This window comes from Actinophytocola sp. KF-1 (genome assembly GCF_054661535.1).
Map to the genome: position 1 here is coordinate 393,402 of NZ_BAAFVK010000009.1, position 22,506 is coordinate 415,907.

23 protein-coding genes and 2 pseudogenes are annotated in these 22,506 nt (G+C 73.6%); 11 read left to right on the forward strand and 14 right to left on the reverse strand.

Going from position 1 to position 22,506, the window contains the following annotated elements; translation table 11 throughout:
* The first annotated feature begins 8 nt into the window (after window positions 1-8).
* Window positions 9-2,402: an ATP-dependent helicase HrpB gene (gene hrpB, locus ACYQ77_RS27920; RefSeq protein ID WP_459716401.1), complete on the forward strand. Its 2,394-nt coding sequence runs from the start codon at window positions 9-11 to the stop codon at window positions 2,400-2,402.
* A 4-nt stretch (window positions 2,403-2,406) separates the two neighbouring features.
* On the opposite strand, the gene ACYQ77_RS27925 is transcribed toward hrpB, so the two are convergent.
* The 7 genes from ACYQ77_RS27925 to ACYQ77_RS27955 form a co-directional block, all read right to left on the reverse strand.
* A complete protein-coding gene (locus ACYQ77_RS27925) occupies window positions 2,407-3,153 on the reverse strand; it encodes an SDR family NAD(P)-dependent oxidoreductase (RefSeq protein ID WP_459716402.1) in 747 nt (248 codons plus the stop codon).
* A gap of 90 nt (window positions 3,154-3,243) precedes the next feature.
* Window positions 3,244-4,146, reverse strand: a complete 903-nt coding sequence (locus tag ACYQ77_RS27930) for a LysR family transcriptional regulator (RefSeq protein WP_459716404.1) — start codon at window positions 4,144-4,146, stop codon at window positions 3,244-3,246.
* A 4-nt stretch (window positions 4,147-4,150) separates the two neighbouring features.
* Entirely contained in the window at window positions 4,151-4,801 is a 651-nt protein-coding gene (locus tag ACYQ77_RS27935) for a maleylpyruvate isomerase N-terminal domain-containing protein (protein WP_459716406.1), read from the reverse strand.
* 19 nt (window positions 4,802-4,820) lie between these two features.
* Window positions 4,821-5,774 carry an asparaginase gene (locus ACYQ77_RS27940; RefSeq protein WP_459716408.1) on the reverse strand — a complete coding sequence of 318 codons (954 nt, stop codon included), beginning with the start codon at window positions 5,772-5,774 and terminating at the stop codon, window positions 4,821-4,823.
* A complete protein-coding gene (locus ACYQ77_RS27945; protein WP_459716409.1) occupies window positions 5,767-6,561 on the reverse strand; it encodes an amino acid ABC transporter permease in 795 nt (264 codons plus the stop codon). Before ACYQ77_RS27945 ends, ACYQ77_RS27940 begins: the two co-directional genes overlap by 8 nt.
* Window positions 6,558-7,202: an amino acid ABC transporter permease gene (locus ACYQ77_RS27950; RefSeq protein WP_459716411.1), complete on the reverse strand. Its 645-nt coding sequence runs from the start codon at window positions 7,200-7,202 to the stop codon at window positions 6,558-6,560. Before ACYQ77_RS27950 ends, ACYQ77_RS27945 begins: the two co-directional genes overlap by 4 nt.
* On the reverse strand, window positions 7,202-8,125 hold the full coding sequence (locus ACYQ77_RS27955; RefSeq protein ID WP_459716412.1) for a glutamate ABC transporter substrate-binding protein: 924 nt from the start codon (window positions 8,123-8,125) through the stop codon (window positions 7,202-7,204). The genes ACYQ77_RS27950 and ACYQ77_RS27955 overlap by 1 nt, the downstream gene beginning before the upstream one ends.
* 98 nt (window positions 8,126-8,223) lie before the next feature.
* On the opposite strand from ACYQ77_RS27955, the gene ACYQ77_RS27960 reads away from it, so the two are divergent.
* Entirely contained in the window at window positions 8,224-9,375 is a 1,152-nt protein-coding gene (locus ACYQ77_RS27960) for an ROK family protein (protein WP_459716414.1), read from the forward strand.
* A gap of 1 nt (window position 9,376) precedes the next feature.
* Here ACYQ77_RS27960 and ACYQ77_RS27965 read toward each other — a convergent pair whose 3' ends face one another.
* Window positions 9,377-10,012: a nitroreductase family protein gene (locus ACYQ77_RS27965; protein WP_459716416.1), complete on the reverse strand. Its 636-nt coding sequence runs from the start codon at window positions 10,010-10,012 to the stop codon at window positions 9,377-9,379.
* Between the two features lie 123 nt (window positions 10,013-10,135).
* Between ACYQ77_RS27965 and ACYQ77_RS27970 the strand changes: the two genes are divergently transcribed.
* Both ACYQ77_RS27970 and ACYQ77_RS27975 read left to right on the forward strand, forming a co-directional pair.
* Window positions 10,136-11,773: an ABC-F family ATP-binding cassette domain-containing protein gene (locus ACYQ77_RS27970; protein ID WP_459716418.1), complete on the forward strand. Its 1,638-nt coding sequence runs from the start codon at window positions 10,136-10,138 to the stop codon at window positions 11,771-11,773.
* Between the two features lie 118 nt (window positions 11,774-11,891).
* Window positions 11,892-12,404, forward strand: coding sequence for a cupin domain-containing protein (locus ACYQ77_RS27975; RefSeq protein ID WP_459716420.1), 513 nt, complete (start codon window positions 11,892-11,894; stop codon window positions 12,402-12,404).
* Between the two features lie 24 nt (window positions 12,405-12,428).
* On the opposite strand, the gene ACYQ77_RS27980 is transcribed toward ACYQ77_RS27975, so the two are convergent.
* The 5 genes and pseudogenes from ACYQ77_RS27980 to ACYQ77_RS28000 form a co-directional block, all read right to left on the reverse strand.
* Complete coding sequence (locus ACYQ77_RS27980; protein WP_459716422.1) at window positions 12,429-13,169, reverse strand: hypothetical protein; 741 nt, start codon at window positions 13,167-13,169, stop codon at window positions 12,429-12,431.
* Between the two features lie 24 nt (window positions 13,170-13,193).
* Window positions 13,194-13,718: a polymorphic toxin type 33 domain-containing protein gene (locus ACYQ77_RS27985; RefSeq protein ID WP_459716423.1), complete on the reverse strand. Its 525-nt coding sequence runs from the start codon at window positions 13,716-13,718 to the stop codon at window positions 13,194-13,196.
* Window positions 13,719-13,722: 4 nt separating this feature from the next.
* A complete protein-coding gene (locus tag ACYQ77_RS27990; RefSeq protein WP_459716425.1) occupies window positions 13,723-14,421 on the reverse strand; it encodes a WXG100 family type VII secretion target in 699 nt (232 codons plus the stop codon).
* Window positions 14,418-14,732, reverse strand: a complete 315-nt coding sequence (locus ACYQ77_RS27995) for a type VII secretion target (protein WP_459716427.1) — start codon at window positions 14,730-14,732, stop codon at window positions 14,418-14,420. The genes ACYQ77_RS27990 and ACYQ77_RS27995 overlap by 4 nt, the downstream gene beginning before the upstream one ends.
* Before the next feature lie 155 nt (window positions 14,733-14,887).
* Window positions 14,888-15,190: pseudogene (locus ACYQ77_RS28000) on the reverse strand (YbaB/EbfC family nucleoid-associated protein); the annotation flags it as partial.
* Window positions 15,191-15,273: 83 nt separating this feature from the next.
* Between ACYQ77_RS28000 and ACYQ77_RS28005 the strand changes: the two are divergent.
* The 7 genes and pseudogenes from ACYQ77_RS28005 (at window position 15,274) to ACYQ77_RS28035 (ending at window position 22,162) form a co-directional block, all read left to right on the forward strand.
* Window positions 15,274-16,905 (forward strand): SEFIR domain-containing protein, encoded by a 1,632-nt coding sequence (locus ACYQ77_RS28005; protein WP_459716429.1) that lies wholly within the window; start codon window positions 15,274-15,276, stop codon window positions 16,903-16,905.
* Window positions 16,906-17,025: 120 nt separating this feature from the next.
* Window positions 17,026-17,937 (forward strand): annotated as a pseudogene (locus tag ACYQ77_RS28010) (ATP-binding cassette domain-containing protein).
* Entirely contained in the window at window positions 17,934-18,680 is a 747-nt protein-coding gene (locus ACYQ77_RS28015) for an ABC transporter permease subunit (RefSeq protein WP_459716430.1), read from the forward strand. The pseudogene ACYQ77_RS28010 and the gene ACYQ77_RS28015 overlap by 4 nt, the downstream one beginning before the upstream one ends.
* Window positions 18,681-18,721: 41 nt before the next feature.
* Complete coding sequence (locus ACYQ77_RS28020; RefSeq protein ID WP_459716431.1) at window positions 18,722-19,639, forward strand: hypothetical protein; 918 nt, start codon at window positions 18,722-18,724, stop codon at window positions 19,637-19,639.
* A complete protein-coding gene (locus ACYQ77_RS28025; protein ID WP_459716433.1) occupies window positions 19,636-20,322 on the forward strand; it encodes a response regulator transcription factor in 687 nt (228 codons plus the stop codon). Before ACYQ77_RS28020 ends, ACYQ77_RS28025 begins: the two co-directional genes overlap by 4 nt.
* Window positions 20,319-21,713, forward strand: coding sequence for a sensor histidine kinase (locus tag ACYQ77_RS28030; protein ID WP_459716434.1), 1,395 nt, complete (start codon window positions 20,319-20,321; stop codon window positions 21,711-21,713). Before ACYQ77_RS28025 ends, ACYQ77_RS28030 begins: the two co-directional genes overlap by 4 nt.
* Window positions 21,714-21,781: 68 nt before the next feature.
* Entirely contained in the window at window positions 21,782-22,162 is a 381-nt protein-coding gene (locus tag ACYQ77_RS28035; RefSeq protein ID WP_459716436.1) for a DoxX family protein, read from the forward strand.
* Here ACYQ77_RS28035 and ACYQ77_RS28040 read toward each other — a convergent pair.
* Complete coding sequence (locus ACYQ77_RS28040) at window positions 22,159-22,443, reverse strand: hypothetical protein (RefSeq protein WP_459716437.1); 285 nt, start codon at window positions 22,441-22,443, stop codon at window positions 22,159-22,161. The two genes, ACYQ77_RS28035 and ACYQ77_RS28040, sit on opposite strands and share 4 nt — an antisense overlap.
* Window positions 22,444-22,506 lie beyond the last annotated feature (63 nt).

Consider the following 22,506-nt stretch of genomic DNA (forward strand, 5'->3'; position numbering starts at 1 on the left):
CTCGGCTCGTGCCACCCGCCCGCCTGCCCGACCTCCCGATCCACGCCGTCCTCGACGACGTGACCGCCGCGCTCGACGACCACGGCGCCGCGGTGCTCGTCGCGCCGCCCGGTACCGGGAAGACCACGGTCGTGCCGCTGGCGCTGACCGGCAGGGTCGTGGTCGCCGAGCCACGCAGGCTGGCCGCGCGGGCCGCCGCCACCAGGATGGCGCAGCTGCTCGGGGAACCGGTCGGCAAGACGGTCGGCTACGCGGTCCGCGGCGACCGGAAGACCTCGAAGGACACGAGGATCGAGGTCGTCACCACCGGCCTGCTGGTCCGGCGGCTCCAGCACGACCCCGCCCTGGAGGACGTCGGGACCGTCCTGCTCGACGAGATCCACGAGCGGCACCTCGACGCCGACCTGCTGCTCACGCTCCTGCTGGACGCCCGCGCCGGGCTGCGGCCCGACCTGCGGCTGCTCGCCACGTCGGCGACGGTCGCGGGCGAGCGGGTCGCCGCGTTGCTCGGCGACGGCACACCGGTGGTCGAGGCGCACGTCCGCACCCACCCGGTCACGGTCACCTACACGCCACCGGCGCGCGGCGAACGGATCGAGCAGCGCGTGGCCCGGTCCGTCCACACCGCACTGTCCGAGCAGGACGGCGACGTGCTCGTGTTCCTGCCGGGCGCCGCCGAGATCAACCGGGTGGCCGGGCTGCTGTCCGGGGTGCACACGGTGCCGCTGCACGGCAGGCTGCCCGCCGCCAGGCAGGACGCCGCGCTGACGCCGGGCACGGACCGCCGGGTCGTGCTCGCCACCGCGGTCGCCGAGTCGAGCCTCACGGTGCCGGGTGTGCGGGCGGTCGTGGACGCCGGGCTGGCGCGGGTGCCGAGGATGGACCACCGCCGGGGCCTCGCCGGGCTGGTCACGACCCGGGTGTCGCTGTCGGTGGCCGAGCAGCGGGCCGGGCGCGCGGGCCGCGAGGGACCGGGCCGGGTGTACCGCTGCTGGGCCGAGCACGAGCACGCCACGCTCCCCGCGCACCCGGAACCGGAGATCCGCACCGCCGACCTGACCCGGCTCGCGCTGGAGCTGGCCTGCTGGGGCACGCCGGACGGGTCGGCGCTCGACTGGTGGGACCCGCCACCGGCGGGTGCGCTCGCGGCGGGCCGGGCCGTGCTCACCGCGCTGGGCGCCCTGGACGCGGACGGGCAGGTCACGGCACGCGGCAGGCGGATCGCCGACGTGGGACTGCACCCGCGCCTCGCGCGGGCGCTGCTGGACGGGGCGGAGGCGGTCGGCGCGACGGCCGCCGCGGAGGTCGTGGCGCTCCTCGACGACGACACGCTCGCCACCGGCACGTCCGTCGAGGACACGCTGCGGCGGCTGCGCGGCGACGGTGACCAGCGGTGGCAGCGCGAGGTCCGCAGGCTCGCCGCCCTGGTCCCCGACGGTCCACACGGGACACACGACCCGGCGCTGGTGGTCGCGCTCGCGCACCCGGAGCGGCTCGCCCGCCGCCGCGCGCCGGGCTCGAACGTCTACCTCATGGCGGGCGGCACGGCCGCGGAACTGGACGGCGGCCCGGACGCGGAGTGGCTCGCCGTCGCGAGCGCGGACCGGCGACCGGGCCGCACGCAGGGGAAGATCCGGCTCGCGGCGCGGGCCGACCAGGCGCTCGCCGAGCGCGCCGCCCCGGCCCTGCTGTCCGAAGTGGACGAGATCGCCTGGTCGGGCGGGGACGTGGTGGCCCGGCACGTGCGCCGCCTCGGCGCGATCGTGCTGCGCGAGCGGCCGCTGCCCGACCCCGATCCGGAGCGGGTGCGGGACGCGCTCGTCGACGGGCTGCGCACCGAGGGCCTCGACCTGTTGCGGTGGCCGGAAGCCGCGACGCGCCTGCGGCAGCGGCTCGCGCTGCTGCACCGCGCGCTCGGCGACCCGTGGCCCGCCGTGGACGACGACGCGCTGCTCGCCGCGGCACCGGTCTGGCTCGGTCCCGAGCTGGCGGCCGCGCGCCGGCGCGCCGACCTCGCGAAGGCCGACACGCACGGCGCGCTGCGACGCCTGCTCCCCTGGCCCGCCGCGGGCAGGCTCGACGAGCTGGCGCCCGACCGCATCCAGGTCCCGTCCGGCGCGCGGATCCGGGTCGACTACTCGGCGGACGACCCGGTGCTGCCGGTGAAACTGCAGGAGACGTTCGGCTGGCTCGGCACCCCGGCGGTGGCGGACGGCCGGGTGCCGGTGCTGCTGCACCTGCTCTCCCCCGCGGGCCGCCCGGTCGCGATCACCCGCGACCTGGCGACGTTCTGGCAGGAGGGCTACCGGCAGGTGCGTGCCGAGCTGCGTGGCCGCTACCCGAAGCACCCGTGGCCGGAGGACCCCACGACCGCCACCCCGACCGCCCGCACCAAGCGGTGACGCTTCAGACGGCGACCCGGCCGCCGTCCACCGGCAGCACCGCGCCGTGCACGAAGCTCGACCGGTCCGTCACCAGGTAGACGATGGCCTCGGCGATCTCCTCCGGGGCGGCGGGACGGCCCGCGGGACCGCCCAGTGCCAGGTTCTTCAGGTCGTCGCCCATGCCCGCCGTGCCCGGGGTGCGGGTCGGGCCGGGGCTGACGGCGTTGACGCGCACGCCGCGCGGCCCGAACTCGGCCGCCCACGACTTGGTCAGCAGCTCCAGCGCCGCCTTGCTCGACCCGTACAACGCCATGCCCGGCATGCCGAACCCGGCGACCATCGTGGACACGTTGACGATCGCGCCGCGCCCGCGTCGGGCCATCGCCGGGGCCAGCCGGGCGACGAGGAAGTACGGCACCTTCACGTTCACCCGGTACACCCAGTCGAAGTCGGCCTCGCTGGTCCGGTCGGTGGGGCCGAACGGGAACACCCCCGCGTTGTTGACGAGCACGTCGACCCGCCCGAGCGTGGCGACCGCCCGCTCGGCCAGGTCGGCGGCGGCGTGCTCGGCCGACAGGTCGGCGGCGATGAAGTCGGCGCGCCCGCCCGCCTCGGTGATCTCGGCGACCACCGCCTTGCCGCGTTCCTCGTCGCGGCCGCTGACCGCGACGTGCGCGCCCAGCCGCGCGAGCGCCACCGCGGTCGCCCGCCCGATGCCGCTCGTCGCACCGGTGACCAGAGCCGTGACCCCCGACAGTTCCGCAGACATCTCGCTGTCCCTCCATGGTTTCGGAAAACGCTGCCGCACATGAGCAACCGCGGGAGCGCCGGATCCATCCGGGTCAGCGATACGGCTCGCCTATGGCCGCCATAAGTCCTCGAGCGCGGCGACGAGCCTGCCCACGTCCCGGCGCCGCGAGCTGGCCTGCCACACCGCCCAGGTGCGCCGCACGATCGGGTTGCCGACGAGCGGCACCCACACCACGTGCGACGGGATCGGCACGGTCCAGTTCGGTGGCGCGAACGCGAACGCGCGGCCCGACGCGACGCCGGCGAGCTTCACCTCGGGCAGAAAGCCCTGGTCCTCCGGGGGCGGCGGGCCCAGCTCGAGGCCGTGGCCGCGCATGGTGCCGACGAGCTGGTCGAACCAGGCGGGGCTGCCGGACCGGGGGAACCCGACCCAGTCCAGCCCGGCCAGCGCCTCGAGGCGGACCCCGTCCGGTCCGGCGCGCTCACCGACGACGGACGCGGCGAGCAGCACCCCGAGCGGTTCGTCCACCACGGGCACCGCGTCCAGGTCGGGGCCGACCGGGTGTTCCCGCACCAGCCCCACGTCCAGCTCGTCGGCCCGCAGCGCCGTGAACTGGGCGGCGGTGGACAGGTGGCGGGCGCTGACCCGGGTGTCCGGGCAGGCCTGGGCGAGGTCCGCGAACGGCTTGGCGAGCAGGTCGGGTGGCAGTTCGAGCGGGATGCCCAGCCGCAGCACGCCGCCGCCCGCGCGGTCGGCGTGCCGGGTGACGGCGGCGACCGCCTGTTCGTAGCGGGCGAGCACGGCCCGTGCCTCGGTGGCGAGCGTGGCGCCCGCCTCGGTGGGGGTGGCGCCGGTGCTCGTCCTGGTGAGGAGCGTGACGCCGAGCTCGCGTTCCAGCGCGTTGACGGTCTGGGTCAGCGACGGCTGGCTGACGTGCAGCCGCCGCGCGGCCGCCGACAGCCCGCCCTCCTCGACGACCGCGACGAAGGCACGCAGCTCCCGCAGTTCCACGACGTCAGCCCAGGACGAGCGGGAGCGTGACGTCGGGCAGCGCGGCGCGCTCCGCGCCGGTCGGCGCGCGGCGGCCGGTGCCGACCAGCAGCGCGTCCTCGTCCGAGAACGACGCGGGGAACGCGGCCCCGGCGATCTTCTCCAGCAGTTCGCGGGCGGCGGCGAGGGTCTCGGCGGGCGGGTCGGCGGCGTCCGGCAGGTGCGCGATCAGGTCGAGGTGGTGCAGCGTCCACTCGATCACGTACGCGGAGAGGTAGTCGCCCGCGGTCAGCACCTTGTCCTGCGTGCTCACCCGCATGGCCGGGTCGGCGAGCACGGCGGCGCGGCCCGCGGCGGAGCCGACGTCGTCGAGGTGGAACTTCAGCCAGCGCGGCTCGCCGTACGCGGCGGCGAGCCGCGGGATGAGCGCGGAGAGCGGGTCGTCGCCTGCGGGCGGGGTGTTGCTGACCTCCCAGTAGGTGACCGCGTCGGCGGTCGGTTCGGTGTCGGCGGGCGTGACCAGGGTGATCAGGACGTCCTGGGCGTCGATGACGAGGTGGCAGGCGAGGTCGCGCACGGACCAGCCCGCGCACCCCGACGGCCGTTCGAAGTCCTCGTCCGGCAGGTCGGCCACCGCGGTGAGCAGCGCCGACCACGAGCGTGAGAAGAGATCCACCCCGGCACGGTAGCGCGGTTCAGGACAGGGCGGCGCGGACCTCGTCGCTCACCCGGATCTCGCCGACCGGCACGCCGCCGCCCAGCACGGGCAGCTCGCCGAGCTTTGCCGCGGCCGACACGTTCACGCCGAGCGCGCCGAGCACGGTCAGCGCCAGCAGCGTGGTCGCGCGTGGGCTGCCGTCGACCACCTTCATGGCGACGGCCTGGCCGGTCGCGGCGGCGGCCATGAGCACGCCCTCGGCGCCGCCCTTGCAGATGGCGCCCGGCACGAGCCGCATGAACTCGGTGTTCTCGTGTCCTGTGCCGCCGACGAAGTCCGGCTCGGCACGCATCGCGGCGGCCACCGCGCCCTCCGGGGTGCGCAGCGGCGCGGTCGCCATGGCGCGGGCCGCGCGGGCCAGGCCGGGGACCGTCGTCGAGAACAGCGGCGCGCCGCAGCCGTCGACGGCCACGTGCGCCACCGAACCGGCCACGGCCTCGACGCGGTCGCGGATCGTCTTCTGCACCGGGTGGTCCGGGGACAGGTAGTCGTGGGTGGACCAGCCGTTGCGGACCGCGGTCGCGAGCATCGCCGCGTGCTTGCCGGAGCAGTTCATCCGCACCCGGCTCGGACCCTCACCGTCGCGGATCATGCGGTGCCGGGTCGCCTCGTCCTCCGGCCAGTCGGCAGGGCACCGCAGGTCCTCTTCGGACAGCCCGGCACCGGCGAGGATCTCCCGCACCAGCGCGACGTGCCGGTCCTCGCCGGTGTGGCTGCCCGCGGACAGCGCGGTCCCGGCCGCGGACAGCTCCAGCCCGGCCGCGCGGCATCCCGCCGCCTGCCACGGTTTCGTCGACGACCTCGGCAGGATCGGCGCCGACACCGCGCCGAGCGACACCGCGACCGACCCGTCGGCGGCCAGGCCGACGAGCGTGCCGTAGTGCCTGCTCTCGACGAACCCGGACCGCTCGACGACCGCCAGCTCAGCCATGCTTCTCCCAGCGTTGCAGCCGGTGCGCGGCGAACGACAGCGTTCCGTTGCACACCAGGTAGATGAACGTCACCACGAGGAACGTCTGCACCAGCAGGTGGTTGTACGCCGACAGCACCTGCGCCCGGTACAGCAGCTCCGTGAACGCGACCACGTACCCCAGCGAGGTGTCCTTCAGCAGGCTCACCAGCTGGCTCACGAGCGACGGCGTCACGTGCCGGACCGCCTGCGGCAGCACCACGTGCCGCATCGTCTGCGCCCCGGACAGTCCCAAGGAGACGGCGGCCTCCGACTGTCCCTTCGGGAGGCTCAGGATGCCGGCCCGGAAGATCTCCGCGAACGCCGCCGCGTTCGCGACGGTCAGCGGCAGCACGAGCTTCCACAGCGTCGGCAGGTTCACCCCGGCGGACGGCAGCGCGAACAGGGTCACGTAGATCATCAGCAGCACGGGCAGCGTGCGCGCGATCTCGATGTACCCGGTCGCGAGCCAGCGCACCGGCCGCACGCGGGAAAGCCGGCCCAGGGCGAGGAAAACGCCCGCCGCGGCGCTCAGCACGGCCACGTACGCGGCGGCTTCCAGCGTGCCGAGCAGGCCGGTGAACAGGTACTCCCAGATCGGCCACTGCGTGAACGGCGCCCACTTCGCCGCGTCCAGCTGGCCGTGCGCGGCGAACTGCCACACCCCGAGCCCGGCCAGCCCGGCCAGCACGAGCGCGCTGACGACCGACCAGACGAGGATCCGCCGCCGGGTGCGCGGGCCCGGCGCGTCGTACAACACGGTGCTCATCGCACGATCGCCACCCGTCGCTCCAGCCACCCGGTCCCGGCGCCGATCAGCAGCGCCAGCGCCATGTACGTGAGCCCGGCGCCGACGAAGATCGGGATCGGCTGCGCGTGGACGAGGTTGGTCTTGTTCGCGGCGGCCGTCAGCTCCACGATCCCGACCGCGGCGAACAGGGCCGTGTTCATCACCAGCGCGATCATCACGTTGCCGACCGGCTGCACGACCGCCCGCAGGGCCTGCGGCAGGATCACCGACCCGAGCGTCTGCCGGAACGTGAGCCCGAGCGCCCGCGCCGCCTCCGCCTGGCCGAGCGCGACCGTGTTGACGCCCGACCGGACGGCCTCGGCGACGTACGCCGCCTCGTAGATGACCAGCACGACGACCGCGGTCATCGGCAGCGGCATCAGCAGTCCGGCGTCGGGCAGCGCGAACACGAACAGCACCAGCAGCGCGAGCAGCGGCACGTTCAGGAACAGCTGCACGTACGCGAAGGCGACGCCGCGCAGCACCGGGAGCGGGCTGACGCGCATCGCCGTCACGACCACGCCGAGCACCAGCGCGCCCACTGCCGACAGGGCCGCCATCCACAGCGTGGTGACGAGGCCCTGCAGCAGCGGGGCGAGGTTGCCGAGCAGTGCGTCCATCAGGACCCGGGGACCGAGCCGATGGCGGGCGGCTCCGGCGCCTCGGCGTCGACGACCGTGCCGAGCGAGTTCTCCCAGACCGTCGCCCACTGGCCGCCGTCCTGGATCTTCTCCAGCCAGTCGTTGACGAACTCCTTGAAGTCGTCGTCCCCGTGCTTGAGGCCGATGCCGTACGGCTCTGTGGTGAACGGGTTGCCGACGACCTTGAGCTTCGGGTTGGCCTTGGCGTTGCTGGCGAGCAGCGTCAGGTCCTGCACGTAGGCGTCGCCGCGGCCCTGCAGCAGCGCGGTCACGGCCTGCGGGTCGGTGCCGAACTGGACGACGTTCGCGCTCGGCACCTTCTCCGGCACCGCGGTGACGGCCGGGGTGTTGGCGCCGACGATCACGGTCTTGCCCGCCAGGTCGTCGATGCCCTTGATGTCGCTGTTGTCGCTCTTCACGGCGACCGCGAGCCCGGACTCGAAGTACGGCCCGGCGAACGCGACCTGCTGGGCCCGCTCCTCGGTGATCGTGTACGTGTTGAACACGACGTCGACCGTGCCGTTGGCGAGCAGCGCCTCGCGGGTCTCGGTGGCCGGCGGCACGATCTCCACCTCGGGCTTGCCGAGGATGTAGACGGCGAGCAGCTTCGCGAGGTCGGCGTCGAAACCGGTGACCTCGTCCGGGTTCGACGGGTTCTGCTGGGACAGCAGCGGCGCGTCGAGCGCCTCGGCGACCACGAGCTTCCCGCGCTGCTTGATCTTCTCCATGGTGGAGCCGGGCAGGATCGCGTCGGCGGGCGCCTTGGGCGCGTCCGCGAACAGGTCCGGGCTCGTGGCCCCGCCGCCACCGGCGGGCGGCACGGCCGAGTCACCCCCGCCGCCGCACCCGGCGAGCACGACGGCGAGTGCGCCGGTCATGGCAACGAACACACGACGCTTCATGGAGAGTTCCCTTCGACTTACGCCGGATGTCGGAACCGTAAGTCCAAAAATCGAAACAAGTCAAGACGAGTTCGTAACAAGCTGGTATGAAGTAGCCCATGACTGGTCCCCAGGCCGCGCCCGACTCCCCCGGCGGCGTGCTGCAGTTGATCCGGTCCGGCGCGGCGGCGTCCCGGTCCGACGTGGCGAAGCTGCTCGGTGTCTCGGCGTCGACCGCGGCGGGCCGGGTGCAGGCGCTGATCGACCACGGCTACCTGCGGGAGGCGGGTGACGGGAAGTCCCACGGCGGCCGGCGGCCCCGCAAGCTCGCGCTGCGCGCGGACTCCGGCTCGGTCGCGGCGATCGACCTGGGCAGCCACCACGCGTCGCTGGCGGTGTTCGACATGTGCGGCACGCTGCTCGTCGAGCACGAGCAGCCGGTGCGCATCGCCGACGGCCCGTCGGCGGTCCTCGCGGGGGCGCTGGCCGAGGTGGAGCGGCTGGCCGACCCGGCGATCCCGCTGCGGGGCGTCACCGTCGGCGTGCCGGGTCCGGTCGACGCGCGCACCGGGCGCGTCGTGTCACCGTCGCGGATGCCGGGGTGGAACGGCGTGGACGTGCGCGAGGTGCTGGCCGAGCACACGGATCTGCCGGTGGTCGTCGACAACGACGCGAACCTCATGGCGGTCGGCGAGCACAGCGCGGACCCGGTCGAGCACCTGGTCTACGTGAAGGCGGGCACCGGCATCGGCTGCGGCGTGATCGCGTCCGGCAGGCTGCACCACGGCGCGGTCGGCGCGGCGGGCGACATCAGCCACCTGGCGGTGCACGGCCGCGAGGACGTCGAGTGCTCGTGCGGCCGCAACGGCTGCCTGGACGCGGTGGCGAGCGGCGCGGCCCTGGTCCGCGACCTGACCGCGGCCGGCGTGCCCGTCACCGACCCGGCGTCGGTGGTCGAACTGGCCCGCGACGCCCACCCGGTGACCACCCGCATGCTGCGCGAGGCAGGCCAGGCGACGGGCGAGGTCCTGGCGACGATCGTGAACTTCTTCAACCCGGACGTGCTGGTGGTCGGCGGCCAGTTCAGCCGCGCGGAACCGTTCGTGGCGAGCATCCGGTCCACCCTCTACGAACGCTGCCTCCCCATGGCGACCGAGGACCTGCAGGTGATCACGACCCGCACCGGTCGGCTGGCGGGTGTGACGGGCGCGGCCCACCTGATGCTGGAGTACCTGCTTGCCCCGGAACGCGTGAACGCCGCGATCGGGTGAGCTACCAGCGGTCCACGTGCAGGACCTCGTCCAGCGGCTGGCGCCTGGCGGGCTTGAACGTGTCGCCCGTGTAGTAGGCCGTCGGGATCAGGGCCGCCTGGTGCACGTCGTCGGGGAGGCCGAGGATGTCGGCGACCTCGTCCTCGTACGTCAGGTGCAGGGTGGTCCACGCGGTGCCGAGGCCGAGTGAGCGCGCGGCCAGCATGTAGCTCCACGCGGCGGGCAGGACCGAACCCCACAGCCCGGCCTGGTTGCCTGCGGGCAGCTCCGCGCGGCCGGTCCGCAGGCACGGCAGCACGAGCACCGGCACGTCCCCCATCCGCTCGGCCAGCCACGCCACCGAGTCGTGCACCCGCTTCTGCACCGCCGACCGCGCCGGGTCGTCGGCGAACAGCTTGCCCGCGGCGCCCGCGGACTCGAGGTAGGCGGCGCAGGCCTTCGCGTACACGGCGCCGACCCGGGCGCGCTGAGTGGCGTCCGTCACGACGATCCACTCCCACGTCTGCCGGTTCGAGCCGCTCGGCGCCTGCAGCGCGACCGTCAGGGCCCGCTTGACCAGGTCCAACGGGACGGGACGGGTCAGGTCGAGCCGCTTGCGGACGGTACGGGTGGTGGTGAGCAACTCCTCCGGCGTCATACGCCCAAACTAGTTGGTAACACCGAAGCGGGCAGGCGCGAATACTCCAGTGAACCCCACGGTGCTGGCGGACCCCCGACCTGGCAGCACCGCGGGGTTTTCCCATATCTAGGCTCGTCCCCGATGAGCGCAACACTGGTCGCCAAGGGGCTGGCGGCAGGACACGGGGACCGCATCCTCTTCTCCGGGCTCGACCTCGTCGTCGCGCCCGGCGACGTCGTCGGGCTGGTCGGGGTCAACGGGGCGGGGAAGTCGACGCTGCTGCGGATGCTCGGCGGGGTCCGGGCACCCGACGAGGGCACGATCCGGCTGTCGCCGCCGACGGCGACCGTCGGGTACCTGCCGCAGGAGCCGGACCGCAGGCCGGGCGAGGACGTGCGCGCGTTCCTCGGCCGCCGCACGGGGGTCACGGCCGCGCAGGCCGACCTCGACGCCGCGACCGCCGCGCTGGCCGACGGGAAACCGGGCGCCGACGAGGACTACGCGGTCGCGCTGGAGCGGTGGCTCGCGCTGGGCGGCGCGGACCTGGACGAGCGGATGGACGAGGTGGTCGCCGACCTCGGGCTCACGGTGCGCCTGGACGCGGCGATGACCTCCCTGTCCGGCGGTCAGGCGGCGCGGGCGAGCATGGCGTCCCTGCTGCTGTCGCGGTACGACGTGTTCCTGCTCGACGAGCCGACCAACGACCTGGACCTCGACGGCCTCGCGCGCCTGGAGACGTTCGTGACCGGCCTGCGCGCCGCGACCGTGCTGGTGAGCCACGACCGCGAGTTCCTGGCGCGGACCGTGACCTCCGTGCTCGAACTGGACCTGCACCAGCACCAGGTCAACCACTACGGCGGCGGCTACGACGCCTACCTCGCCGAGCGCGAGGTGGCGCGCCGGCACGCGCGGGAGCGGTACGAGGAGTACGCCGACACGAAGGCGGGGCTGGAGCAGCGGGCCCGCACGCAGCGCGCGTGGATGGACAAGGGCGTGCGCAACGCGCGCCGCAAGATGTCCGACAACGACAAGATCGGCAGGAACAAGCGGGTCGAGTCGACGGAGAAGCAGGCCGCGAAGGCGCGGCAGACCGACCGCATGATCGAGCGGCTCGACGTGGTGGAGGAGCCGCGCAAGGAGTGGGAGCTGCGGATGGAGATCGCCGCGGCGCCCCGGTCCGGCACGGTCGTGGCGGCGCTGCGCGGCGCGGTGGTGCGGCGCGGCTCGTTCACGCTCGGGCCGGTGAACCTGCAGATCGACTGGGCGGACAAGGTCGCGATCACCGGCGCCAACGGGGCGGGCAAGTCGACGCTGCTGGCCGCGCTGCTCGGCAGGCTGCCGCTCGACGAGGGCACGGCGACGCTGGGTTCCGGCGTGCTGATCGGCGAGGTGGACCAGGCCCGCGCGCTGTTCACCGACGACCGGACGCTGCTCGCCGCGTTCGAGGCGCAGCTGCCGTCGGCGACGCCGCAGGAACTGCGCACGTTGCTCGCGAAGTTCGGGCTGACCGCCGAACACGTGCTGCGGCCCGCGGACAGCCTGTCACCGGGCGAGCGGACCCGCGCCGCGCTGGCGTTGCTGCAGGCCCGCGGCGTGAACCTGCTGGTACTCGACGAGCCGACGAACCACCTCGACCTGCCCGCGATCGAGCAGCTGGAGTCGGCGCTGGCGAACTACCCGGGCACGCTGCTGCTGGTGACGCACGACCGCCGCATGCTGGCCGCCGTCCACACGACACGGCACCTGCACGTGGTCGACGGGACCGTGACGGACGGCTGACCGCCGGGGCCACCCGTTCACGGTCCGGCGTCAGCACATCGTCGTGGCCATCACGTCGGTCGGGCTCGCCCAGCCGCACCGGGAAAGAAAATCCCGGCAACCCTACGAAGGTAGGAACATGGGCGACCTGGAAGGGCGCCTTCGCGGCAACACCCCTGCCCCGAAAGCGCCCTTCGGCGGGTGGGACGCGTCCGCGCGCGGGCCGGTTCCCGGCGGCGGCCCGGCGAGCGAGAACCCGGTGAACCTGTTGGACTGGATCAGCAACGACGGCGCGACGAGGCTGGGAGCGTGTGCGATGACCGGTCACCCGGATATCACCGAACTCGACACGGCGGCGAAGGAGCTGCTCACGGACGCCCGTGGCCACGACTCACGCCGCACCGCACGGACGGTCGTCACGGGCACCGCCATGCGCGCGACGCTGATCGCCCTGTGCGAGGGCGCGACGATGGCCGACCACGACGCCCCGACCGCGGCTACGTTGCAGGTGGTCGAGGGCCGGGTCCGGCTCCACACCCGCGACCTCGAGTGGGTCCTGGACGCCGGTCACCTGGTCGCCGTCCCCCACCAGCGCCACGGGTTGACGGCGCTCACCGACGCGGTGGTCCTGCTGACGGTCGCGCTGCGCTGAACACGCAGGGGGCGGAGCGGCCGGTCAGCGCCCCCGCGGGGCCCGGTACGGCGCGTTGACGATCTCCGGCACCGACCGGCGGACCGACAGGTCGATCTCGTCGTCCGGCGCGACCCCGCCCGCCAGCGCCGCGCGGTCCGCGACGTCGAGCCAGTACGGCAGCAGCGACTCGACGACCTCGCAGCGCGCCAGCAGCGGCGAGTAGTTCAGGCTCGCGACGAAGGCGTCGTCGGCGACGTCGACCGTCACCTCGTGCCACCGCGAGTCCGGTGTCCCCGGCGCGCTGACCGTGACCCCCCTGGCCAGGTCCGCCACCAGCCTGCGGGTCGCGTCGAGGACCTGGGGCACGGCGTCGCTCGTGGCGAACGTGTACCGCTCCGACAGCTGCGGGCCCGCGGCGAGGTACCGGCCGACGTCCGGCGCCTGGTTCGCCTGGGCGATGTCCACGTCCCGGATCCACTCCGACCTGCGGACGCCGAGCCAGCGGACCGCGTCCGCGGGCGGCTCGTCGTCGCCGAAGTCCTCGACCGGGTCGCTGCGGTACACGCCGAGGAACCGCATGGCGCCGCCGTGGTCGATGAGCGTGGTCAGCCACGGCGTGAACACGAAGCTCTCGCCGCGCAGCGACGCGCTGAAGAACTCCACAGAGGACAGTTTCGCGTGCGCGACCCGCCGCAGCGTCGCCGGTGTGGAGCGCAGCGCCGCGGGATCGCGCACCCGGAACCCGGGGTACCCGGCGGGCACGCTGTCGATCTCCCTGGTCAAGGCGTCACTCCCTCGAAGTCACCATCAGTCAGCGTAGTCGTCCATGTTGCCGACGTACTCGCCCGAGCGCGGGTCGGCGCCCTTGCGGACCGCCCAGATGTTGCCGGAGCGGTCCACGTACAGGTCGAAGTGGCTCATCGGACCGGGCAGGTCGCCCTTCACCTCGTGCGGGTCGACGCCGTTCTTCTTGAGCCACTTGTCGTCCCGCTTCTTGGGCACGCCGTCGGGCTGCGGGGTGGTGAACGCGCCTTCCTCGCCGTCGTTGTTGGCGTCGGTGCTGTCGTCCGGCGGCCTGCCTTCCTCGCCTTCGCCCTCACCTTCGCCCGGGCGCTGACGGCCACCGCCGGGCGGCTCCCCCTTCTTCAGGCTGTCCTCGGCGGACTGCTGCGCGCCCTTGAGGTTGTCGGGCGCCTTGGGGGTGTTGCCGTCGCCGGGCCGGCGGCGGCCACCGGGACCGTCCGGACCGTCGGGGCCGTCGCCGCCGGGTGGCCGCCGCTGGTGCAGTGCGAACCGGACGGCGAGCACCAGCAACGCGAGCAGTTTCACCATGCCGCTACCCGTCCAGGAGCTTCGTGAGGTTGGTCAGGCTGGTGATCAGGCCGACCGTGTAGGTCAGGATGCGCCCGGCCCACTTCACGACCGCCGCGGCGATCTGCGACGCGATCACCGGGATCGTCACCACGAAGATCGCCTCGACCGCCCACACGATCACGCGGGCGACGAGGTCGGCGATCAGGTCGCGGACGATCTCGCGGGTCATCTCGACCAGCCCGCCCGCGCCCTCGGTGGCCGCCGCGACCCCCGCCGAGATGGCCGCGAGCCCGTTGATGGCCTGCACGTTGTTAGCCATCAACCGCTGGTAGGCGTGCGCTGCGCCGCCCTTCCAGTCGGGCATGTCGTTCTTGACGTGCTGCTCCAGGTCGGTCGCCATGCTCGCCAACTCGGTGGCCATGTTGTTCCAGGTGGCGGCGTGCGCGGCGACGACGTCGGGCTTGCCGGTCAGCTCGTCGAGCATCTCCCGCAGCGGCTCGAAGTACTCCATCGCCCAGCCGAGGCCGTTGGCGAGCAGGGCGCTGATCGGGTCCATGACGGTCGCCGCGACCTCGACCGCGAGACCCGCGCCCGCCAGCACGTCGTCGACCCAGCCCTCGGACTTGATCGCGTCGACCAGGCCCTCGATGCTGTCGGCGAGCGACGACCCGGTCCACACCTCCCGCGACGACTCGACCGGCGCGATCAACGGGTTGTTCATCGCAACCCCTTGCCCGCGGCGTTGATGCGGCGCTTGTTGTCGTCCTCCATGGCGTCGTAGTCGTCGGCGCTCTGCCGCAGCTCCTGCGCCACCAGCGCCAGGTTGTTCTCGGCGAACGAGAGCAGCTCGTCCTGCCTGGTGTGGCGGCCCTCGAGGACGCCTGCGATCCACCCGCACAGCAGGCCGTACGCCTGGTCGTCCTGTGCGATGTGCGCGCTGGCGCCCTTGACCGCCTCGAAGCGCGCCTTGATGGCGTCGATGTTCGCGGCGTGCGTGCGGAGCTGCTCGGTGTTGACCTCGTAGTCGCCCACGGTAACCGCCCGAGGTCGTCGCGGACGTCGAACCCGTCCTCGTCGTCGGGCACCTCGGCCACGGCCGGGGCGTCGTCACCCGCCGCGGCCCGCAACCGCCGGTCGACGCTCTCGGCGATGGCCCGCGCCGCGGCCGACTCGGTCCCGACGGTCTCCGCGATGATCTCCTGCGACCGGTCGGCCACCCGGTTCCGCGCGTCGCGGATCGCGCCCATGATCGCCTGCGCGACGACGGCCGGGTCGGTGCGGTGGATGCGGTCGGTCAGGCGCAGGTCGAGCAGCATGCCGGTGGAGTCGACCGTGACCTCGGTCAGCCCGTTCGGATCGGCGGCGGTGACGCGCACGTCCTGCAGCTGGTCGCTCATGGCCTTCGTGTCGGCGGCCAGCTTGTCGATCCGGCCCTTCCAGGCCTCGAGACGGGCACGCGCGCCGTCCGGATCGAGGATGGCACCGGTCATGTCGCCCCCCAGGGTCGCGTTGCCTCACTGCCACCGGAGTCTAGGGAGCGCGCCGGCACGACGCGGCCCGAATCGACGAATCGATGCCGGTGGCGGAGGTACCGGCCACAGCGGTGACGGCCCGGGGTGCGCACGAGAAAGCGCACGACAACCGCACGGCGGGAATCTGCTCTAATATCCGTCTCGGACGGCAATCTCGCGTAGGACGTGTCATGACGCCCGAAGAATCCCGGCCCGGCGGACCGACGGTCTTTCTGAGCTATGCCCACGACGACGACAATCACGTGGCCGCTGTCCTTGAATTGGCCAGTTTTCTGGTGGCGTGCGGCATCCACGTGGAGTTCGACCACTGGAGCGCCGATTCCCGGCAGGACTGGTTCGCCTGGATGCTGCGGGAAATCCAGGCCGCCGACTTCGTGCTCGTCGTGGCGTCGCCGATGTACCGGGCCGTCGGGGACGGGACCGTCGACAGCGACAGACATCGTGGTGTGCAAGCGGAAACGGCCATCCTGCGTGATCTGCTCTACGCCGACCGCGCGACGTGGCTGCGCAAGGTGCTGCCGGTGGTCCTGCCCGGCCGTTCGGTCCACGAACTGCCCGTGTTCACCCAGCCCGCCGCCGCCAGCCATTTCGTCGTCGACGCGATCTCCGACGATGGCGCGGAGGGATTGCTGCGGGTGCTGACCGGGCAACCGCGGCACGTCCGCCCGCCACGCGGCAGGATTCCCCGGTTGCCGCCCATCGCGAAGTGGGTTTTCCCGGCAAAGCCGATGGTGCGGGAATTCCGGTGGCCGGTGGTCCGGCGTGCGGTGGCCCTCGCGGCGACGCTGTTCCTGGTCGCCTCGGTGTTCGCCATCCCCGAACGGCGGGCGCCGGGTTACGAGGTGAACGCGGACCACACTCCCGAGGCACCGCGGACAGGCCCGCTCGCGGCAGGCGGCACGTCGACGGCCGGTCCCTCCCAGGAACGGCCGTCGACCGGGGCGACCCTGCCCGGACCGACCGGCACACCGGGAACAGGCGACCAGTCCCGGCGTCCGCCCACCCCGGACGGGGACGGCTGGGGTGCCCCGGTCATGCCAGAGGGCGCCCCGACCGACGGCATGCCTTCGCACCAGGGCGTCCTCGACGTCATGGATGTGGGGCACTCGTTCGCGACCGGTGTCGACCGGATCACCGTGGCCGTGCGCAACACCCATCCGGACGACGTGCTGATCCGGCAGATCGACGTGTTCATGGACGACGACATGTCCGGACACCCCTGGGCCGACCCCAGCTGGTGGTACTTCTCCATGTCCAGGGACATGGTCGCGGGTGCTCCCGCGTACGACGGGTCACAACGGGTCCACGGCACGATCCGGATGAGTGGTTCCGCCTTCGACCAGCCACTCGTCGGCCGCGGCTACATCGAGGACCGAGGGAGCTGGCGGCGGCTCCTCACCTTCGAACCACAGCGGTTCCTGGCGGGCGCGGAGGTGGTGTCGATCGTCATCGACGTGCCGATCACGCACCTGATGCAAGGGACCAGTCCGGGCCGGCCGGCGGGACCGGTGACCGAACGGACGCTCGACCCTCGGGAGGGCGCCGTCTTCACGCGCGTCGACCTGTGGACGCCCGACGACCACTCGTTCGGCTGCGACCACCTCCGGCGGCCCGAGGACAAGCCGGTCTGCGACCAGGTCGACCCGGCGGCGGCGGTCGAACTGCCCGGCTGACCGAGCCGGTCGGCCGGACCCGGCGGGTTCCTGGGAGTTTCCTGGGAACCCGGCGGCGTTCGCCCACGACGGCGCGCCGGTTCCCAGGAAGCCGTCACCCGCCGTCGACAGCCTGACGGCATGAGTGACCCGATCGAGGCCCGTGGCCTCACGAAACGCTACGGCGACAAGCTCGCCGTCGACGACCTCACGTTCACCGTCGCGCCCGGGCGGGTGACCGGGTTCCTGGGCCCGAACGGCGCGGGCAAGTCCACGACCATGCGGCTGGTGCTCGGGCTGGACGCCCCGACGGCGGGCAGCGTCACCGTTCGGGGGAAGCGGTACGCGGAGCTGGCGCACCCGCTGCACGTCGTCGGCGCGCTGCTCGACGCGCGTGCCGTCCACCCCGGCCGCACCGCCGCGAACCACCTGCGCGCGCTCGCGCAGACCGCGGGCATCGGCAGCAAGCGCGTCGACGAGGTGCTGGGGCTCGTCGGTCTCGCGGACGTCGCGGGGCGCCGCGCGGGGACGTTCTCGCTGGGCATGGCGCAGCGGCTCGGCATCGCGGGCGCGTTGCTCGGCGACCCGCCGGTGCTGATGTTCGACTAGCCGGTCAACGGCCTCGACCCGGAGGGCATCCGCTGGATCCGCACGCTGATGCGGGACATGGCAGCCGAGGGCCGCGCGGTGCTGGTGTCGAGCCACCTCATGTCCGAGATGGCGATGACCGCGCAGCACCTGGTGGTCATCGGGCGCGGGCGGCTCATCGCGGACACCGGCATCGACGACTTCCTGCGCACCCACGGCGACGAGTCCGTGCTGGTCCGCAGCGACGAGCCCGACCGGCTGGCGCACGTGCTGCGCAGGGCGGGCGCCGCGCTGCGGTCCGAAGTGGACGCCCTGGTGGCCGAAGGGCTGACGGCGGCCGAGATCGGCAGGCTCGCCGCCGCGGAGGGGATCGCGCTGTCGGAGCTGACGCCGCGGCTGGGGTCCCTCGAGGACGTGTTCATGGCGCTCACCAGCGACGCGGTCGAGTACGGGGTGCGGGCATGAACCTCGTACGTGCCGAGTGGACGAAGTTCCGGAGCCTGCGGTCGACGTGGCTCACGATGGTCGTCACCGCGGTGCTGGGGGTCGGGGTCGGCGCGCTGTCCGCGTCGGCGCAGGCGCGCGCGGCCGGCGAGAGCTGGGATCCCACGGCGGCCAGCCTGACCAGCATCACCGTGGCGCAGCTGGCGATCGGGGTGCTGGGCGTGCTGGTGATGTCGGCCGAGTACGCGACCGGCACGATCCAGCCGTCGGTCGTCGCGGCGCCGCGGCGCGGCAGGCTGCTGGCGGCGAAGGCGGTGGTGCTGTCGGCCGCGGCGGTGCTGCTGGGGCAGGTGATCGGGTTCGCGTCGTTCTTCGTGGGGCAGGCCATGATCGCCGGTGCCGGTGCGCCGCACGCGACGCTGGACCAGCCGGACGTGCTACGTGCGGTCGTCGGCAGCGGCCTGTACCTGGCGGCGGTGGGATTGCTGGGCCTCGGTCTCGGCACGGCGCTGCGGTCGACGGCGGGCGCGATCGGGACACTGGTGGCGGTGACGCTGGTGGTGCGGCTCGTGGCGCAGACGCTGCCGGAGTCGTGGCGCGAGTGGATGAACCAGTACTGGCCGACGGCGGCGGGCGAGAGCGTCGTGACGGTGGTGCCCGTGCCGGGGGCGCTGGGGCCGTGGCAGGGGTTCGCGGTGCTGTGCGCCTTCGTGGCGGCGGTCTGCGCGGCGGGCTACACGGTCTTCCGGACGAGGGACACGTGATGCCCGCACCGGACCGCCATGAAGGACCACTTCGTCACACCGTGGCCGGGGTCGCGGCGGGCGCCGCGGCCGCGATCGTGGCGTGGGCGGGCATGGCGGGGTGGGCGCTGCTCGGCGTCCGGCTCCTCGACCTCGGCGCCGCCGCCACCCCGGCGGTCGTCGCGCTCGCTGTCGGCGGGACGGCCGGGATCAGCCAGGACGTGGGCCCGGCCGTGGTGAGCGGCTCGGTCTCCGTCCTCCCGCTGGGCGTCTCCCTGGTCGGCGCGTGCCTCCTGGCGGTCCCCCTCACCACGTGGCCGCGCGTGGCCGGGGCCGCCGGCGTGTTCGTCACGGGCCTGGTCGTGCTGCCGTTCCTGCCTGCCGGGCAGCTGGACGTCCGCTTCTGGCCGACGTTGTTCGGCGGCGTCACGTGGCTTGCCGTCGTGCTCGGTCTGCGCGTGGCGACGTGGTGGCTGCCGCGGGCGCGCCGGATCATCGCGGTCCTCATGGGCGCGGGCGGGTTCTCGATCGTCGCCGGCGCGGCCCTGGCCGTCCCGGGCGGCGCACGGGTGCTCGGCACGGTGGTGCTCGCCGCGCCGAACCTGCTGTGCGTGGCGCTCACCCGCGGTCTCGGGGTGCCGTGGCGGGTGCACGGCCCGGACCTGCCGCTGCCGACGATCGACACCGGCGACGTGGGCCCGCTGGCCCTGCCGGTGTGGCCGCTCGCGGTGCTGGCGGTCGTGGTCGTCGTGCTCGTGGCGGTGTTCGCGGGCCGGCACGCGCCGTGGGTGGCGGCGGTGTGCCTCGCCGTGATGGCGTGGCTCGGCGGCGCGGCGCTCGACGTCGCCGCCGGGCCGTTCCGCGTCGAGCTCGGGGTGGCCGGGGACGTGCCGGTCGCGGCCGTCGTGGGGCTCGCGGCCGGGACGGTGGCGTGGCTGCTCGTCGCGGCGGGCCGGTACTGGCATCGTCAACGCACATGAGCGCCAACCTGCTCGTGGTGGAGGACGACCCGACGCTGCGTGAGCTGCTCGCGGCGAGCCTGCGGTTCGCCGGGTTCGCGGTGTCCGCCACCGCGAGCGGCACCGAGGCGCTGCGGATCGCCGCGCACCGGCCGCCCGACCTGGTGGTGCTGGACGTCATGCTGCCCGACGTCGACGGGTTCGAGGTGCTGCGCCGCCTGCGGGACGGCGCGGCACCCGGCCGGGACGTGCCGGTGCTGTTCCTCACCGCCCGCGACGCGGGCGAGGACAAGGTGACCGGGCTGACCGCCGGTGGCGACGACTACGTGACCAAGCCGTTCCGGCTGGAGGAGCTGATCGCCCGCATCCGCGCGATCCTGCGCCGCGCGGGCGGGTTCGGGCGGGACGTGCTGGCGGTCGGCGACCTGGAACTGGACGTGGCGGCCCGGCTCGTCACCCGGGGCGGCGAGCCGGTGTCGTTGTCCCCCACCGAGTTCACGCTGCTGCGGTTCCTGATGGAGAACGTCGACCGGGTGCTCGAACGCGGCCAGATCCTGCACCACGTGTGGCGCTACGACTTCGGCGGCGACGCGAGCATCGTCGAGTCGTACATCAGCTACCTGCGGCGCAAGGTGGACAACCGGGAACCGCGGCTGATCCACACCGTCCGCGGCGTCGGGTACGTGCTGCGCGGGCCGCGATGAGGCGCCTGTCGCTGCGGGCGCGGGTCCTGCTGATCGCGATGGCGCTGCTGGTGACCGGGATGGTCGCGAGCGACGCCGTGGTGCTGGTGGCGCTGCGCAAACCGCTGGTGGAGCGGGTCGACATGCAGGTGACGCTCGCGGCCGGGGTGCTGTCGGGGGTGCCGGAGCCGCTGCTGCGCAACCTGGCCGGCGACGCGCCTGCCGTCCCCGCCGGCACGCCGCTCGACCACCTCTACCTGTCCTACCTGGACGAGGACGGGCGGCCGACGCTGTCGCTGCGCGGCACGTCGGTGCCCGAACTGCCCACGTTGGACCGGGCGACCGTGCTGGCGCGCCACGGCGACCCGTTCGAGGTGCCGGGCTGGCGGGTGATGGCGCTGCCGAGCCGGTCCGGCGACGGCAGCGTGGTGGTGGCGGGCGCACTGTCCCAGGTGGACGCGACGATGAACGGGGTGCGGCTGCTGTGCCTGCTCGTCGGCGCCGGCCTGCTGGTGGTGCTGGCGACCGTCGGCTGGTTCTGGGTGCGTGCCGGCCTGCGCCCGCTGCGCCGCATCGAGGAGACGGCGGCGGCGATCGCGGGCGGTGACCTGTCCCGCCGGGTCCCGCCCACGGCGGCCGGCACGACAGAGGTCGGGAGGCTGACCGCGTCGCTGAACGGGATGCTGGCGCAGATCGAGGCGGCGGTCGCGGCACGCGCGCGGTCGGAGGAGCGGCTGCGCCGGTTCGTCGCGGACGCGAGCCACGAGCTGCGCACGCCGCTCGCGGGCATCAGCGGCTTCGCGCAGCTGTACCGGATGGGCGGCGCGGAGATCGACGCGACGATGGACCGCATCGAACGGGAGTCGTTGCGGCTGACGGGTTTGGTGGACGACCTGCTGCTGCTCGCGCAGCTCGACGAACGGGACCTTGCGCTGCGGCGCGCCCCGATGGACCTGCGGACGCTGGCGGCGGACGCGCTCCACGACCTGCGGGCGCTGGACCCGGCCCGCCCGGTGACGCTCACCGGCCTTGGCGCCGACCCGGACCCGGCGGCGGCCCCGGTGGCAGGCGACGAGGCACGGCTGCGGCAGGTGGTGAGCAACCTCGTCGGGAACGCGATCGCCCACACGCCGGCAGGCTCGCCGGTACGCGTCGGCGTCGGCACGGTGGACGGGTGGTCGGTGCTGGAACTGGCCGACAGCGGCCCGGGCCTGCCCCCGGAGGCGGCGGCGAAGGTGTTCGACCGGTTCTACCGGGCCGACCCGTCCCGCACCCGCGACCAGGGCGGGGGCGCAGGACTTGGCCTGGCGATCGTGTGGTCGCTGGTCACCGCGCACGGCGGCGAGGTCGCGCTGGAGACGAAGCCGGGCGCAGGCGCCACGTTCCGGGTGAGCCTGCCGACGGAGCCGTGATCTGCTTCACGTTCGGTTACGTCGTGCGGCCGCGCCGAGTCATGCCTTCGAGAACGAAGGAGAAGCTCATGAACCTCGCACTGTGGATCACCACCGGCCTGCTCGCCGCGGTCGCCCTCCTCGGCGGCACGACGAAGTCGTTCCTGCCCAAGGAAAAGCTGGCCGCGGCACATGGCGGCGAATGGACCGCGACGGCCAGCACCGGTTTCGTCAGGACGCTCGGGGTCCTCGAACTGCTGGCCGCGGTCGGCCTGATCCTGCCCGCCGTGGTCGGCGTGGCACCGGTCATGGTGCCGGTGACCGCCGTCTGCTGGATCCTGCTGATGATCGGCGCGATGATCACCCACGGCCGCCTGGGCCAGTACAAGCTGGTGCTGCTGAACGTCGCCTACCTCGCCCTGGCGGCGTTCATCGCGTGGGGCCGCTTCGACCTCGCGCCGCTGGCCTAGCCGTTGCGCATCGAGCGGCGGATCTCCTCGAGCTTGTCGAGCCCGGCCTTCCTGCGCGCCTCGAACTGGTCCTCGACGGCCTTGCCCGCCGGCGTGGCGTCGGCCAGCTCGGCCGCCCCGACCCCCGTGTTGACCCGGTTCTCGATGCGGTCGCGCACGTAGTCGAAGGTCGGGACCCCCGCCTCGGTGTAGTCCCCGGGCGCCACCACCGGCGGCGGCGCGTCCAGCGCCTTGCTCTCCTCGACGATCTCCGCGTCGATCGGTTCCTGCTCGCCAGCCATGTCGCCTGCTCCGTTCGCCGTAACGGTCCCGAGCCTACCCGCGAATTCCCCCATACGTTCCGT

Excerpts from the sequence above, each read along its gene's own strand:
- ACYQ77_RS27950 (WP_459716411.1), bottom strand. The coding sequence starts at position 7,202 with ATGGACGCACTGCTCGGCAACCTCGCCCCGCTGCTGCAGGGCCTCGTC.
- ACYQ77_RS27990 (WP_459716425.1), bottom strand. The coding sequence starts at position 14,421 with ATGAACAACCCGTTGATCGCGCCGGTCGAGTCGTCGCGGGAGGTGTGG.
- ACYQ77_RS28015 (WP_459716430.1), top strand. The coding sequence starts at position 17,934 with ATGAACCTCGTACGTGCCGAGTGGACGAAGTTCCGGAGCCTGCGGTCG.
- ACYQ77_RS28035 (WP_459716436.1), top strand. The coding sequence starts at position 21,782 with ATGAACCTCGCACTGTGGATCACCACCGGCCTGCTCGCCGCGGTCGCC.
- ACYQ77_RS27940 (WP_459716408.1), bottom strand. The coding sequence starts at position 5,774 with ATGGCTGAGCTGGCGGTCGTCGAGCGGTCCGGGTTCGTCGAGAGCAGG.
- ACYQ77_RS27985 (WP_459716423.1), bottom strand. The coding sequence starts at position 13,718 with ATGGTGAAACTGCTCGCGTTGCTGGTGCTCGCCGTCCGGTTCGCACTG.
- ACYQ77_RS27960 (WP_459716414.1), top strand. The coding sequence starts at position 8,224 with ATGACTGGTCCCCAGGCCGCGCCCGACTCCCCCGGCGGCGTGCTGCAG.
- ACYQ77_RS27955 (WP_459716412.1), bottom strand. The coding sequence starts at position 8,125 with ATGAAGCGTCGTGTGTTCGTTGCCATGACCGGCGCACTCGCCGTCGTG.
- ACYQ77_RS28025 (WP_459716433.1), top strand. The coding sequence starts at position 19,636 with ATGAGCGCCAACCTGCTCGTGGTGGAGGACGACCCGACGCTGCGTGAG.
- ACYQ77_RS28030 (WP_459716434.1), top strand. The coding sequence starts at position 20,319 with ATGAGGCGCCTGTCGCTGCGGGCGCGGGTCCTGCTGATCGCGATGGCG.
- ACYQ77_RS27945 (WP_459716409.1), bottom strand. The coding sequence starts at position 6,561 with ATGAGCACCGTGTTGTACGACGCGCCGGGCCCGCGCACCCGGCGGCGG.
- ACYQ77_RS28005 (WP_459716429.1), top strand. The coding sequence starts at position 15,274 with ATGCCGGTGGCGGAGGTACCGGCCACAGCGGTGACGGCCCGGGGTGCG.
- ACYQ77_RS27975 (WP_459716420.1), top strand. The coding sequence starts at position 11,892 with ATGGGCGACCTGGAAGGGCGCCTTCGCGGCAACACCCCTGCCCCGAAA.
- ACYQ77_RS27925 (WP_459716402.1), bottom strand. The coding sequence starts at position 3,153 with ATGTCTGCGGAACTGTCGGGGGTCACGGCTCTGGTCACCGGTGCGACG.
- ACYQ77_RS27970 (WP_459716418.1), top strand. The coding sequence starts at position 10,136 with ATGAGCGCAACACTGGTCGCCAAGGGGCTGGCGGCAGGACACGGGGAC.
- ACYQ77_RS28040 (WP_459716437.1), bottom strand. The coding sequence starts at position 22,443 with ATGGCTGGCGAGCAGGAACCGATCGACGCGGAGATCGTCGAGGAGAGC.
- ACYQ77_RS27965 (WP_459716416.1), bottom strand. The coding sequence starts at position 10,012 with ATGACGCCGGAGGAGTTGCTCACCACCACCCGTACCGTCCGCAAGCGG.